The organism is Mycobacteroides abscessus ATCC 19977, assembly GCF_000069185.1.
Classification (GTDB): domain Bacteria; phylum Actinomycetota; class Actinomycetes; order Mycobacteriales; family Mycobacteriaceae; genus Mycobacterium; species Mycobacterium abscessus.
In genome coordinates, this window is record NC_010397.1 from 4,451,929 (window position 1) to 4,465,295 (window position 13,367).

A 13,367-nucleotide genomic window follows, 5' to 3' on the forward strand; every position below is an offset into this window, starting at 1 on the left:
CGCCTCGATCAGAAGAAGGTACAGATGTTCTTGGCTTGCAGGATGTTTTGGTCGAGAAGGATGAACCGACGCGCTATCAGGAAGCGATGATCATCAACTCTGCGCAACGAATCGGTGCGTGCTCCGGCAAAAATGTTTTCTTCGCGCTCCAGCCGGTTGCGGTAGACCAAGAATGCCGAGCGGGCCACCAGATCGCACGCCTCGGCACCTTTATCAGGTTCGGCGTACCGCACAGAGATGTTGGTGATCAGATGCCGGGTACGCGATGGTGGGTCCTCGGCCCAAGCCATCCCGGAATCGAACCTCCGGATCCGCCAGGCCAGACTCTCCTTGGTCTCGTCGTAGTAGGCGGCTTCGCCGCGCGCCGCGACCGAGAGCGCTTGCTGACGTCGCAATCGATTAGTACGTAACGGCATCCAGTAGTCCACGTCGTCGGCGAGCAATTCGAGCCAGTCCACGTAACGTCCCTCGTCGAGGAGTTCGGCCTCTGAATAGTAGAACTGTGCGACATCGAAATGGGTGTCACGATCTGCGAGCGCGCCCGGTATGATTTTGGCGTCCATCAGTCCTCACCCCTTCCCGAAATCCGAACACTTCGTTGCTGTTTCAAGAGTTCCCGTAGGTCGGAATGAGGGTCGCCGAGGACCTCGGCCGTCAGTTGCACTCCCCTATCGATCAACCGCCGAGCCGCCCGGACAATATTAGGCTGGTTGACCGATGCTGCCCCTACCAGCGCACCATCACGCAGCCCAAAGACTGCAAAACCGGGATCGCCCACATCGCCGCGTAGGACGGTGTGGTCGGCGCCGCTCATCTGCCCAACCGCCTCAACGTGATCACCATGTCTGTCAGTCCAAAACCAGGGTGCACTCGCGGGCGGTGGATCTGCACCCATCAAGGTGGCAGCAGCTCGTCCGCCACTGGCACCGGCCCCATCCCAATGCTCAGATCGAGCCAGCAGCCGACCGTCTTTCCGAATTCGCGCGACATCACCCACCGCAAGAATCGCGGGGTTGCTGGTCAACTGCCGGACATCGACCACCACCGCACCATCCACTTCGAGACCGGCCGCCGTGGCCAGAGATGTCCGAGGAACCATCCCCACGGCAAGCACGACCACATCGGCGACTTGTGGTCGATACTCGCCCTGAAGAGATACTTCAATCTCACCAATCCGCTGATGAAATGCCTCGACGCCGGCCTGCAATGTGACAACGCCGCGCTCGCGGTGTTTGTGATGCAGCCAATCCGCCATGTCCGCTCCTACGGCTGCGACCAGTGGCGGCCTTACAGGGTCAACCAGCACCACTGAGCACCCAAGATCAACTGCAGTTGAAGCGATTTCGGCGCCCACCAGCCCCGCACCGACAATTAGCACCCTGACGCCGGAGCGCAGACCATCGCGCAATCGTTGCGCGTCAGCGACATCACGCAGCACATGGATGGCCGCATTCTCGGAGCCAGGTATCGGAGGCCTGGCGGCGCCCCCGCCCGTCGCCAGTACCACACGATCGGCTGCCAGCAAGGTGCCGTCAGCCGTCTCCACAGCCCCCAGCGCGGGCCGCAAGACGGCGACGGTGGACTCACTGATCAGTCGCACCTGCTGGTCCCGGTACCACTGCTCGGGCCGCAGCTCGATATCGGCTAATTTCACTTTGCCAGAAAGGTAGTCCTTAGAAAGAGGCGGGCGATCGTAGGGACTACCGCCCGCGTCGATCATCGTGATGTCACCGTCGTACCCGTTGGCGCGCAGTCCGCCGACGGTCGAGACGCCTGCGATACCGCCACCCACCACAACAATGCGCTTCATAGCGGTCGCGGCTTCTCGCCGGGAAAGAGGAAGATATCGCCGTCACGCACCTCGATGCGGTGTGGGCACGTATCCTTGGTGGCCGGAAGACCGTCCACTGCCCCAGTTTTCAGGCAAAACTTACTGGAATGCAGTGGACATTCCACGTAGCCATCCTCAACCCAGCCTTCTGCCAGAGAGGCGTCGGCATGCGTGCAGGTGTCGTCGAGAGCCCATACGCTCCCATCAGCGTCTCTCAGCAATGCGACATTGTCTGCGGTACCCGCGATGGCCTTGGCAACAACGATGCCCTCGCCCTCGGGGATGTCTTCCAGCGCGGCTACCCGGATGCCGCTACTCATACGTGTTCCTCGTGCCAGGCCTTGGTGTTCATGAGATCTCTCCACCGCGCATAGAAGGATCGGCCCGCGGCGTCGCTGTAAAGTTCGCTCGTCAGCCCCGGATGCCTTCCATCTTCACGCTCGGAATCCAATCCCATTTGATAGTTGAGTGCAACGCTGTTTGTGACGAACCCCCGTGAAATGCTTTGCACTTCACTCCAATTCTCGCCGTCATCCTGCTCGAAAATCCCTGTAGGCCCGAAAGTCCGCAGGTTGTATAGCCTCTGCGCATCCCGAACCTCCTCCGGCATTGACCTGTCGACAATCGTCCAAGCCCACACCTCCATCTTGTCGGGGCCTTTCGGATGCCAAATTCGAACAGACCCATTGACCGGGAGATACGACAGATTCGGGAAGACCGTGGCATGCCCATTGGTGAGCGGCCCCTGAACGCGAGCCTCGCCCAGCCGCTCACGCAATGCCCCGTAATCGGTCCACTGATGTACGACGCGGGCGTCGAATCTGTTCTTCGGATGGACCGGAAAGCCGGCTCCGTGCCCGTTGGGGTCAACGTACTGTCGCCCGGTGCGGTGCACGATCTCGTCCTTAGGCGCCTTTCCTTGTGGCGCCATCACCATCAGCGCCGAAGCATGGCTCATGTTGACGTGGTACCAGTCAGTGGCGAACTGCTCCGCGGCGAGTTTCCAGTTACCGTCAAGGACCCACTTATGCACTCCGCCCACCACAACGGTGCCTTCGGAATCGTGATCCAGCATCGCATCCATGTACCAGGCCATGTCGCCCAGCGACTCCCGTAGCCCGACAGGTGCCGGATTCCACGTGCCAAAGATGAGGCCGTGATAGCTGTCGACGTGAGGCACCTCGACCAGGCCCCAATCGTCGGTGGAGAACGAGTCGGGGTAACCCTCCTCATTCGGCACGCTGATCAGCTTGCCTTCAAGGTCGTACGCCCAGCCGTGATATGTGCAGGTAAAGCCACGGGTAACGCCGTAGTCCGCCCGGCACACCCTTGCGCCGCGGTGTCGGCATGAGTTCAGGAATGCCCTGATGCGCCGGTTCTTGTCCATCGAGACAATAACGGGGTCCTCGCCCATATAAGTGGTGAAAAAATCTCCAGGCCTGTGGAATTGATCGGCATGCGCCAGAAACAGCCAGCTGGGCGCAAACACCCGACGGAGCTCCTGTCGATACAGCTCGCCGTCTGTGAAGATCACCCGGTCGAGTAAGCCCCCATGTGAATCCACCAGCCCCGACACGTCGATGTCACGGACCAGAGCCTGCGGGCGGCACAATGCCCCTTGGGCAACCGCGACCGGTCTCGGGAGAGATGCCATGGTGCCAGAAAACCCGTAGCGCCGACCTCACGCCAGTGCCCGTTCCTCTGGCAGGAACACCAGCTGGGTAAAAGACTCCCGGACAGGCACATTGGGCACATGCTCGCTGCCGTTGCCGAATCACAGAGCGCCGCAGATCCACTGGCCGGTCTGGTGCTCAAGGACCTTCCCATTCCGACGCCGCCTTCTGGATGGTCTGTCGTACGCGTTGTTTCCTCATCTTTGAACATGCACGACCTGTGGACATTGCGGGGCGTGGGGCACCCCGCCGACCGGCTGCCGATCGTGCTGGGCTGTGACGCCGCCGGGTTCGACCAAGACGGCAACGAGGTCATCGTGTATCCGGTGATCGCCAACCCGGACGCCGGAATGGGCGATGAAACGCTGGATCCAGATCGCGCGTTACTGTCAGAGCGCCATGACGGCGCCTTCGCCGAATATCTGACTGTGCCAACCCGTAACCTGGTGCCGAAGCCAGCCTGGTTGTCCTTTGACGAGGCTGCATGCCTCCCCGTCGCATGGACCACGGCCTACCGAATGCTCTTCACCCACGCCAAGATCACCGCAGGCGCCCGGGTACTCGTGCAGGGAGTGGGCGGCGGCGTTGCGTCTGCGGCCATCCGCCTCGCTTCCGCCGCGGGGGCGGTTGTATACGCAACCAGCCGCTCAGAAGCCAAACGGCAGACTGCGATTTCCTGGGGCGCGCGTGACGCGTACGCGACCGGCGAACGGCTTCCTGAACGAGTAGATGTTGTCATCGAGACAGTGGGCGAAGCCACCTGGTCGCATTCACTGAAGTCTCTGCGTCCGGGCGGGTGCATCGTAATAGCAGGCGCAACAACCGGTATGAATCCGCCGGCCGATCTCGGCCGGGTGTTCTACCTGCAACAACGCATCCTGGGATCCACCGGCTGCACACGCAGTGAACTCATCGCCATGCTCAGAATGCTGGATGCCACCGGCATCCGGCCTGTTATCGATCGCACGATGCCTCTGGCCGAAATCCACAAGGCCTTTCAGCTCATGATCGACGGCGGGTTAACAGGCAAGCTCGTCATTCATCCGGACCCGAACTAGCGAGGTTATGCTCATGACTTGCGCTCTCGTGGGACTTTCCCACTCACCACTTGTCGGCAAGAACGATCCGGCATCAGATACCTTGGCGCGCATCAACTCCGCCATCGAACATGCTCGCAGCTTTGTTCATGAGTTCAGGCCGGAACTGGTTGTGCTCTACGCACCCGATCACTACAACGGCTTCTTCTACAAGGAGATGCCGCCGTTCTGCCTCGCTACCGAAGCACATGCAGTGGGCGACTTCGGTTCACCTGCGGGTCAGCTCTCGGTGGACTCCGATGCGGCGCAACTCCTCGCACGGGGCGTGTTGAGCCGAAATGTCGATCTGACTGTGTCAGCCAGAATGACCGTCGACCATGGATTCACCCAACCACTGGAGATGCTGTTCGGTGGTATCGATCGAGTGCCGATGGTGCCGATATTCATCAATGGAGTCGCCGGTCCCTTCGGCCCGCTGAATCGCATACGCGCATTGGGCACTGCGCTCGGGCATGAGGCGGCGGCGCTAGGCAGGAGGGTGCTCTTCCTTGCTTCCGGCGGTCTATCCCATGATCCGCCGGTGCCTGTGCTCCAAGGCGCGCCTCCGCGCGTCGCGGACGCACTCATAGAGGGCCACCCACCCAGCCCCGAACAACGTGCACGCGGCGAGGAACGGGTCTTAGCTGCCGGCCGCGAATACGCCGCAGGTAGCTCCTCACGGATTCCGATCAACCCAATATGGGACAACGAGGTTCTCGACACGTTCGAGAGCGGCGACCTTGAGGCAATCGACAGCTGGACCCCGGAATGGATGGGAAGCGAGGGCGGCGGCTCGGCGCATGAAGTGCGCACCTGGGTCGCTGCCTACTCCTCGCTAGCCGCAAGCGGGCCGTACCAAATGCTTACCCGTTTCTACGCAGCCGTACCCGAATGGATCGCCGGCTTCGCAGTCAGTACGGCCATGAGGCAGGTCGGCCCGTGATCGCTGGCGCGGACATTCGCACCGCAGCGGAGCGGCTGGAATTCGCTGCCGTTACTGGTATTCCGTGTGCCCCGGTACGTGACATCATCGGTGCTGACGACATCGATACCGCTTATCTGGTGCAACGGTCTGTCATTGATCGACGAGTGACCAGGGGGGCATCGGTGGCCGGCCATAAGATCGGGCTCACGTCCGAAGCCGTCCAGCGTCAGCTGGGTGTCCACCAACCCGATTTCGGCGTGTTGTTATCCGACATGGATGTCTCGGCCTTACAGCACGTGCCGAGTGACCGTCTCCTGCAACCGAAAATCGAGGCCGAGATCGCATTCCGGCTAGGTGAAGACCTCGATAACGGTGACCTCGGTCCATCGCAGGTGCGTGCTGCGGTCGACGCCATATGCGCTGCGCTGGAAATCGTGGATAGCAGGATCGCGAACTGGGACATCACCATCGCCGATACCGTCGCCGACAACGGCTCATCCGGCCTGTACGTACTGAACGGGCATTGGACCGGCCTCGATGCCTGCGAACCGCGCGAGGTGACCATGCGGATGTACACCGGTGACCTGCGAGTGTGCGAAGGCACAGGAACCGCGTGCCTGGGCGACCCACTGATCGCATTGGCGTGGCTGGCGCGTACAACTCGCAAGTTGGGACGGCCATTGCGTGCGGGACAGATTGTTTTGTCGGGCGCGCTAGGGCCAATGATCACTCCGTTACCCAACACCACGATTCGGGCCGAGTTGTCGGGGCTCGGCACCGTAACCGCACGCTTTCCGCCGCAATCGCAGGGAAACGACGATGACGCTTCCGTCTGAAACTCCGAAAACACCTGTGGCCATTATCGGTTCGGGGAACATAGGTACCGACTTGATGATCAAGGTGATTCGGAGGTCCCGGATACTGAGCATGGGTGCGATGGTGGGCATCGACCCCACCTCGGACGGGCTGGCACGCGCGGCACGTCTCGGCGTGGCCACCACCGCCGACGGGGTAGAAGGCTTGATCCACATGGAACAATTCGCGGAGGTGGCAATCATCTTCGATGCAACTTCGGCCGCAACACATCGTGAGAACGCAGCACGATTGGCTCCCTACGATAAGCGACTGATCGACCTCACTCCGGCCGCAGTCGGGCCATATGTCGTCCCGCCGGTAAACCTTGGCGCTCACATCGCCAGTGGTGCAACAAATCTCAACATGGTCACATGCGGTGGGCAGGCAACAATACCGATTGTGCATGCCGTATCGCGAGTAGCCCCCGTAGTATACGCGGAAATCGTGGCATCGATATCCTCTCGTTCTGCCGGTCCCGGTACGCGCGCCAACATCGATGAATTCACCGAAACCACAGCCCGGGCCATCGAACAGGTAGGTGGAGCGGCGCGCGGTAAGGCGATCATCGTTCTGAATCCTGCCGACCCACCACCGCTTATGCGTGACACCGTATTCTGCCTAGTCGGTGACGCCGACCACGGTACGATTCGGCGCTCGGTCAAGGAGATGATCGCTGAGGTCTCCACCTACGTTCCTGGATATCGCCTCAAACAAGACGTGCAGTTCGACCGAGTCGACGAACCGATGCGTGCTCTGCTTCGCGACACCACCGGGACGGTGACCACCAAAGTGTCGGTGTTCCTGGAGGTGGAGGGCGCCGGACACTATCTACCCAGCTACGCCGGCAATCTCGACATCATGACGTCTGCGGCCCTGCACACCGCGGAGTCAATGGTCCGTGGCGGCGATTCATCGCAGGAGTTCGGCATATGACACAGCTCTACATCCAAGATGTGACGCTGCGTGACGGCATGCACGCCATAAGGCACCAGATAAGCCCCACGGCGGTCGCCCGGATCGCCTCGGCACTGGAAGCCGCGGGTGTCAACGCGATCGAGGTTGCGCATGGCGATGGCTTAGCCGGCGGCTCGGTCAATTACGGTCCCGGGAGCAACACCGACTGGGAATGGATCGAAGCCGCCGCCGATGCTGTCACCACCGCGAAGCTCACCACCCTGCTGCTCCCCGGGATAGGCACCGTCGCAGAGCTGAAGCGGGCATACTCCCTTGGGGTGCGCTCCATCCGCGTGGCCGCACACTGCACCGAAGCCGATATCACCGCTCAGCACATCACGATGGCGCGCGAACTCGGCATGGACGTATCAGGGTTCCTCATGCTCAGCCACATGGCTTCGGCCGAGACACTCGCCGAACAGGCGAAACTCATGGAGACTTTCGGTGCGCACTGTGTTTACGTCACAGATTCGGGTGGCCGGTTGACCATGCCGATGGTGCGCGATCGGGTCCGGGCCTACCGAGATGTACTGGATTCGCACACCGAGATCGGCATACACGCCCATGAAAACCTTTCTCTATCCGTGGCCAACAGTGTTGTAGCGGTGGAAGAAGGCGCAACCAGAATCGATGCCAGCCTTGCTGGTCATGGCGCAGGGGCAGGCAATTGCCCGCTGGAGGCGTTCGTCGCCGTCGCCGATTTACATGGTTGGGGGCACTCGTGCGATCTATTCGCTTTGCAGGACGCCGCCGACGACCTGGTGCGACCATTGCATGACCGGCCCGTGCGCGTCGATCGCGAGACGTTGACCCTCGGATATGCGGGCGTGTATTCCAGCTTCTTGCGGCATGCAGAGGCAGCGGCACAGCGTTACGACGTCGACGTGCGAAGCATCCTGATCGAGGCCGGCAGGCGCCGGCTCGTCGGCGGGCAAGAAGACATGCTCGTGGACATCGCTCTGAGCCTGTCTACCTAGCAGGACGAAATTCTCCTACCACCTGTGGTCACGGCCCCGTTCCCGGTACCAGTCGACGAGGTCCGGGTTGTCGATAGATCGGGGATCCAAGGACACGTCGACACGCCCGGCCAGCACACCGCAGATCGGAACCTCAAGCTTCTTGCCGGTGCGGGTGTGTGGAATTCCGGGTGCCTCGATCACCTCGTCGGGAACATGCCGGGGCGACAGGCGATCCCGGATCTCCCGTGCCACTTGATCTCCCAGGGCATCATCGAACGTATGCCCCGGCGCCATGGTGATGAACAACGGCATCCAGTAGGCGCCATTCGGTCCGTCAACGCCCAGGACGAATCCCTCGGCGATTTGATCCATCGATTCCACTACTTCGTAGATGTCCGCCGAACCCATGCGGATTCCGTTGCGGTTCAACGTGGCATCGCTACGCCCGTGGATGACCAGCGATCCGCGTTCGGTGACTGTCACCCAATCACCGTGCCGCCAGACCCCCGGCGCTTGACCATCGGCCCATTCGTGCTCGAAATATGCAGCCTTGTAGCGAGATCCGTCTGGGTCGTCCCAGAAGCGGATAGGCATACAGGGCATCGGCTGCAGGATCACCATCTCGCCCACTTCTCCGATCAGGGAGCGGCGATCCGGCGACCAGCTGTGCAGATCGACACCCAGGTAGCGGGCGGGCAGCTCACCAGGATGGGTGGGCACTTCCGGCGTACCGCCGGCGAAGGCGGTACAGACATCGGTACCCCCCGACAGCGAAGAAACTGTGGCCCCGGTATGCGCACCCGCCCATTGGAAAAGATCCGCCGAGAGCGGTGAACCGCTGCTACCCAAGGTCTTCAGCACTGCCAGGTCGTGCTCCGATGACGGCTCCAAGCCCGCCTTCTTGCTCGCATGTAAGTGTCCGGGACTGGTGCCGAAGTAAGTGACCCGCTCCGCTTCCAGCAGCTCCCATAGCCGATCGGCATTGGGGTACAACGGATGTCCGCTATAGCAGACGACCGTCGCCCCCACCAACAGCCCGGCCAGACGAAAATTCCACATCATCCATGACAGCGCCGTCTGCCAGAAGAACACGTCGCCCGGTCCCAGATCACAGTGCAGCCCAGCTCCCTTGAGATGCTCCAGCAGCATGCCGCCGTGGCCGTGGACGATGCCCTTGGGCTTCCCCGTGGTGCCGGAGCTGAACAATACCCAGATCGGATGATCGAACGGCACCATTTCCACAACAGGATCTTCACTGCCCGTAGGTAATTCGATAATCAGTGCGGGTTCGCCGGGCAATAGTCGGTGCAGTACCTCGGTGTCGGCCTGCTTGCTCACCCAGCGGCCGTTGTAACGGTAGCCCCGCCCGGAGATGAGTACCTTTGGCGTGAGTTGAGCCAGCCGGGCCGCCGCCCCCTCCGGGGCGTAGTCCTGCCCACACCCCGCCCACACGGCGCCCACCGACGCGGTGGCCAGAAAGGCCACCATCGCATCGGGCACGTCCGGCAGGTATGCGGCCACACAGTCCCCACGCCCCACACCGAGACGACGCAGTTCCGCGGCCACGGCACCGATCCGGCCGGGCAATTCCCGCCAGCTGATCTCGGAGCGCTCCCCTGCCTCATCCACACCGACGATAGCGGCACCATCGCGATGCACATGGCGTAGCATCTGGGCCACGTAGTTGAGCTCAACACCGGGAAACCATTGTGCCGCAGGCATCGCCGAATTGGCCAGCACTCCCGCATCACCGTCGCGCAATCCCCGGCCCGGTACTTCGAAAAACTCCCAGAGCGCCCGCCAAAACTGCGGCACGGACTCGACCGACCAGCGCCACATGTCCTCGTAGTCGTTGCACGGCACTGCATACCGCCGTGAGACGTGGTCGACGAATCGATCGTAGGCGCTACTGCTCATCGGTCCGACCCGGCTCTGGCAATCCGAAAATTTGGATGGTCTGCTGCCGCATCTCGATCTTGCGAACCTTTCCAGTAACGGTCATCGGGAAGCTCTCGACGACATGCACATAACGCGGAATCTTGTAATGTGCGAGCCGCCCCGAGGCGAACGCACGGATCGCAACGGCGTCGATGACCACACGGTCTGGCCTCATTCGAACCCAGGCGCACAGCTCTTCGCCATACTTCTCATCGGGTACCCCCACAACGTGGACATCCTCGATGTCCGGATGGGTCAGCAGGAACTCCTCGATTTCACGCGGGTAGATGTTCTCGCCGCCGCGTATCACCATATCCTTGAGCCGCCCAATGATGGTGCAGTAGCCGTCATCTCGCATCACCGCCAGGTCGCCGGTATGCATCCAGCCATCGGTGTCGAGCACCTCTCGGGTGTGCGCCTCGTCGTTCCAGTAACCAAGCATCACCGAATAGCCACGCGTGCACAACTCACCGGATTGCCCGCGCTGCACCGTCTCTCCGCTGTTGGGGTCGACGATCTTGATCTCGATATGCGGATGCGCGCGCCCGACTGTCGCGGTGCGCCGATCCAGGTCATCGTCGAAGAGTGTCTGACAGGAGACCGGCGAGGTTTCTGTCATGCCGTATGCGATGGCGACCCCGGCCATATGCATTTCATCGATGCACCGCTTCATCACCTCGACGGGACACACTGAGCCGGCCATGATCCCGGTCCGTAACGTCGAGAGGTCGCGGTGGGCGAAGCCGGGGTCAGCGAGCATGGCGATGAACATGGTCGGCACCCCGTACACCCCCACACAGCGCTCACGTTCAATGGCCTCGAGAGTGCGACCGGGATCGAATCCCGGTGCCGGCATCACGATGGTGGCACCGTGCGTCGTGCACCCAAGATTGCCCATGACCATCCCGAAGCAGTGATAGAAGGGCACGGGGATGCACAGCCGGTCACCTGCTTGGAGCTGGATCGACTCCGCCACAAAGAAGCCATTGTTGAGCACGTTGCGGTGCGATAGCGTCGCACCCTTCGGGTAACCCGTTGTGCCCGAGGTGTATTGGATATTGATCGGATCGGTGTTGGATAACTGCGACATCCTGGCACGCAACGCGGTCTCGGTAACGCGCTCGGCACCTGCCACCAGTTCCGTCCAATCAGAGGTGCCGATGAACACGACATCACGCAAGCCGGGTGCATCCGGCATCACCTGGCTCGCCATGGCCACGTAATCGGACGACTTGAAAGCCTTGGCGCAGATCAGCGTTCGAACGCCCGATTGGTTGAGCGCGTAGGCCAGCTCGTGAGTGCGGTAGGCGGGATTGATATTGACCAGAATCGCACCGATCTTCGCGGTGGCATACTGCACCAGCACCCACTCGGCGCAGTTCGGAGCCCAGATACCGACCCGGTCACCGGCCGCGACGCCCAGCGACATGAGCCCACGTGCAACGCGATTGATCTCCGCATCAAGCTCACGATAGGTCCATCTGCGGTCGCCCGATACATCGACGAGGGCACCGACATCGGGATGAGCTCGGGCTATCCGTTCGAAGTTTTCCCCGATCGTTTCCTCGATGATCGGCGAGAGGGTAGCCCCGGCGTCATAGGCCTTCATCGTCTCGCTTCACCACCTAAAACGCCGGACCGTGTGTACGGATGAACGGAGCGAGTCCAACACGACCTTAATGACCTGTCCAAGTCGGCGCTCAAGCTTCCGCCGCACCACCCTCGAATCGTTCTCACTCGCACAGCCCGCCGGTCAGGGCGCTCAGCTGGATGATCCGCTCCGCTCTGCGCAGCACGGGGGCATCCACCATCACACCCTCGAACTGGAACACTCCCCGCTCGCGCCCCGCCAGCTCCAGCACGCCACGCGCCCAGTACACCTGCTTAGCCGTCGGCTCGTAGGCCGCACGAATGACGTTTACCTGGGTGGGGTGGATCGCCACCTTGGCGTCGAACCCCACCGCCACCGCGTCGTCCGCCTCCGCGCGCAGTCCGTCCAGAGCCTTGATGTCGAGATACACCGCATCCAGGGCAATTCGGCCGAATGCCTTTGCCGCCAAGAGAGTCTGAGAACGAACATGCTGTGCGACATCGCGATAGCTGCCGTCGGGCCATCTGTTGTTGGTGCCCCACGTCGCGGCGAATAGGTCCTCTGCACCCCACATCGCCGCGACGACGTTTCCTGGGCGCACCAGTTCGGCGACATTGAGTGCGCCCATCGGGGTTTCGACCAGCACCACCACGTTAAGTGGGGCCAGGCCCAGCACCTGGTCCGCGTGCTCACTCTTGGCCAGGATCACCGTGGTGTACTCGGTCTGCGCGAGGGCCTCGAGGTCCAGCGCATGATCGGCGGTAGCGGCAGGGTTGAGCCGAACAACTGTGCGGCCGGGATCGAGTGGGGTGCTGATCAACGCATCGCGCGCGGCGGGCCGATCCGCGGCAGCCACCCCGTCCTCAAGATCGAGAATCACTACATCTGCTGCTACAGCGGCCTTCTCGAACCGCTCCGGGCGATCGGCCGGACAAAAGAGCCAGCCGGGCCCGGCCGTGGCGACGGTCATGACGGCTGTTCCGCGGGACGCCTTCGCACCATGGTTTTACGCGTCGCCGTGGCAACCACATCACCGCGCTGGTTCCTCCCGGTATGCGCGAAGGTCACAATACCCTCGCCGGGCCGGCTCTTGGATTCGCGTTTGTCGATCACTTCGGACTCCGCGTACAGGGTGTCGCCGTGGAACAGCGGCGCGGGAAAGGCGATCTCGGAGAATCCCAGATTGCCGACGATCGTGCCCTGGGTCAGTTGCGCGACCGACAGCCCGACCACGGTCGAGAGCGTGAACATCGAGTTCACCAGGCGCTGATTGAATGGTGGTAGCGCATCCGAAAACGCCGCGTCGAGGTGCAGTGCCTGAGTGTTCATGGTCAACGTCGTGAACAGCACGTTGTCGGCCTCGGTGATGGTGCGGCCGGGTCGGTGCAGATAAAGCACATCAGTCTCGAACTCCTCGAACCATAGGCCACGCTGCTCGACGGTTCGCCTTTCGCTCACAACCACCTCCATGCCCAGCTGGGCGTCCACTTGACGGTGCATCGACACCTTGGATGAAAGCCCGCTACAAGGCAAGGATGGTGAACAAAACTCCCGCCCGGTGAACA

The 13,367-nt window shown here is 61.8% G+C and carries 13 protein-coding genes; 5 read left to right on the forward strand and 8 right to left on the reverse strand.

Translation table 11 applies throughout. The features are described 5' to 3' along the window. Positions 1-8 precede the first annotated feature (8 nt). From MAB_RS22140 to MAB_RS22155, 4 genes are read right to left on the reverse strand one after another with little or no spacing between them, the layout of a single operon-like run. A complete protein-coding gene (locus MAB_RS22140; protein ID WP_005095285.1) occupies positions 9-563 on the reverse strand; it encodes an aromatic-ring-hydroxylating dioxygenase subunit beta in 555 nt (184 codons plus the stop codon). Then, positions 563-1,810 carry an NAD(P)/FAD-dependent oxidoreductase gene (locus MAB_RS22145; RefSeq protein WP_005095287.1) on the reverse strand — a complete coding sequence of 416 codons (1,248 nt, stop codon included), beginning with the start codon at positions 1,808-1,810 and terminating at the stop codon, positions 563-565. The genes MAB_RS22140 and MAB_RS22145 overlap by 1 nt, the downstream gene beginning before the upstream one ends. Further along, the gene (locus MAB_RS22150; RefSeq protein ID WP_005095290.1) at positions 1,807-2,151 is read right to left on the reverse strand and encodes a non-heme iron oxygenase ferredoxin subunit; all 345 of its coding nucleotides are present in this window, start codon (positions 2,149-2,151) and stop codon (positions 1,807-1,809) included. Before MAB_RS22150 ends, MAB_RS22145 begins: the two co-directional genes overlap by 4 nt. Then, positions 2,148-3,320 carry an aromatic ring-hydroxylating dioxygenase subunit alpha gene (locus tag MAB_RS22155; protein WP_005095292.1) on the reverse strand — a complete coding sequence of 391 codons (1,173 nt, stop codon included), beginning with the start codon at positions 3,318-3,320 and terminating at the stop codon, positions 2,148-2,150. The genes MAB_RS22150 and MAB_RS22155 overlap by 4 nt, the downstream gene beginning before the upstream one ends. Before the next feature lie 264 nt (positions 3,321-3,584). On the opposite strand from MAB_RS22155, the gene MAB_RS22160 reads away from it, so the two are divergent. From MAB_RS22160 to dmpG, 5 genes are read left to right on the forward strand one after another with little or no spacing between them, the layout of a single operon-like run. Beyond that, positions 3,585-4,562, forward strand: a complete 978-nt coding sequence (locus tag MAB_RS22160) for a zinc-binding dehydrogenase (RefSeq protein WP_005112329.1) — start codon at positions 3,585-3,587, stop codon at positions 4,560-4,562. 13 nt (positions 4,563-4,575) lie between these two features. Continuing rightward, on the forward strand, positions 4,576-5,523 hold the full coding sequence (locus MAB_RS22165) for a 3-carboxyethylcatechol 2,3-dioxygenase (RefSeq protein WP_005095295.1): 948 nt from the start codon (positions 4,576-4,578) through the stop codon (positions 5,521-5,523). After that, positions 5,520-6,341: a 2-keto-4-pentenoate hydratase gene (locus tag MAB_RS22170; RefSeq protein ID WP_005095297.1), complete on the forward strand. Its 822-nt coding sequence runs from the start codon at positions 5,520-5,522 to the stop codon at positions 6,339-6,341. The genes MAB_RS22165 and MAB_RS22170 overlap by 4 nt, the downstream gene beginning before the upstream one ends. Positions 6,342-6,357: 16 nt before the next feature. Further along, entirely contained in the window at positions 6,358-7,293 is a 936-nt protein-coding gene (locus MAB_RS22175; RefSeq protein WP_005098525.1) for an acetaldehyde dehydrogenase (acetylating), read from the forward strand. Beyond that, positions 7,290-8,291: a 4-hydroxy-2-oxovalerate aldolase gene (gene dmpG, locus MAB_RS22180; protein ID WP_005112330.1), complete on the forward strand. Its 1,002-nt coding sequence runs from the start codon at positions 7,290-7,292 to the stop codon at positions 8,289-8,291. Before MAB_RS22175 ends, dmpG begins: the two co-directional genes overlap by 4 nt. Before the next feature lie 15 nt (positions 8,292-8,306). On the opposite strand, the gene MAB_RS22185 is transcribed toward dmpG, so the two are convergent. From MAB_RS22185 to MAB_RS22200, 4 genes are all read right to left on the reverse strand, one after another. Further along, entirely contained in the window at positions 8,307-10,190 is a 1,884-nt protein-coding gene (locus MAB_RS22185; protein WP_005134046.1) for an AMP-binding protein, read from the reverse strand. After that, a complete protein-coding gene (locus tag MAB_RS22190) occupies positions 10,180-11,820 on the reverse strand; it encodes an AMP-binding protein (protein WP_005112334.1) in 1,641 nt (546 codons plus the stop codon). Before MAB_RS22190 ends, MAB_RS22185 begins: the two co-directional genes overlap by 11 nt. 124 nt (positions 11,821-11,944) lie before the next feature. Continuing rightward, positions 11,945-12,772 carry an HpcH/HpaI aldolase/citrate lyase family protein gene (locus MAB_RS22195; protein WP_005112336.1) on the reverse strand — a complete coding sequence of 276 codons (828 nt, stop codon included), beginning with the start codon at positions 12,770-12,772 and terminating at the stop codon, positions 11,945-11,947. After that, positions 12,769-13,260 (reverse strand): MaoC family dehydratase, encoded by a 492-nt coding sequence (locus MAB_RS22200; RefSeq protein WP_005095308.1) that lies wholly within the window; start codon positions 13,258-13,260, stop codon positions 12,769-12,771. Before MAB_RS22200 ends, MAB_RS22195 begins: the two co-directional genes overlap by 4 nt. Positions 13,261-13,367 lie beyond the last annotated feature (107 nt).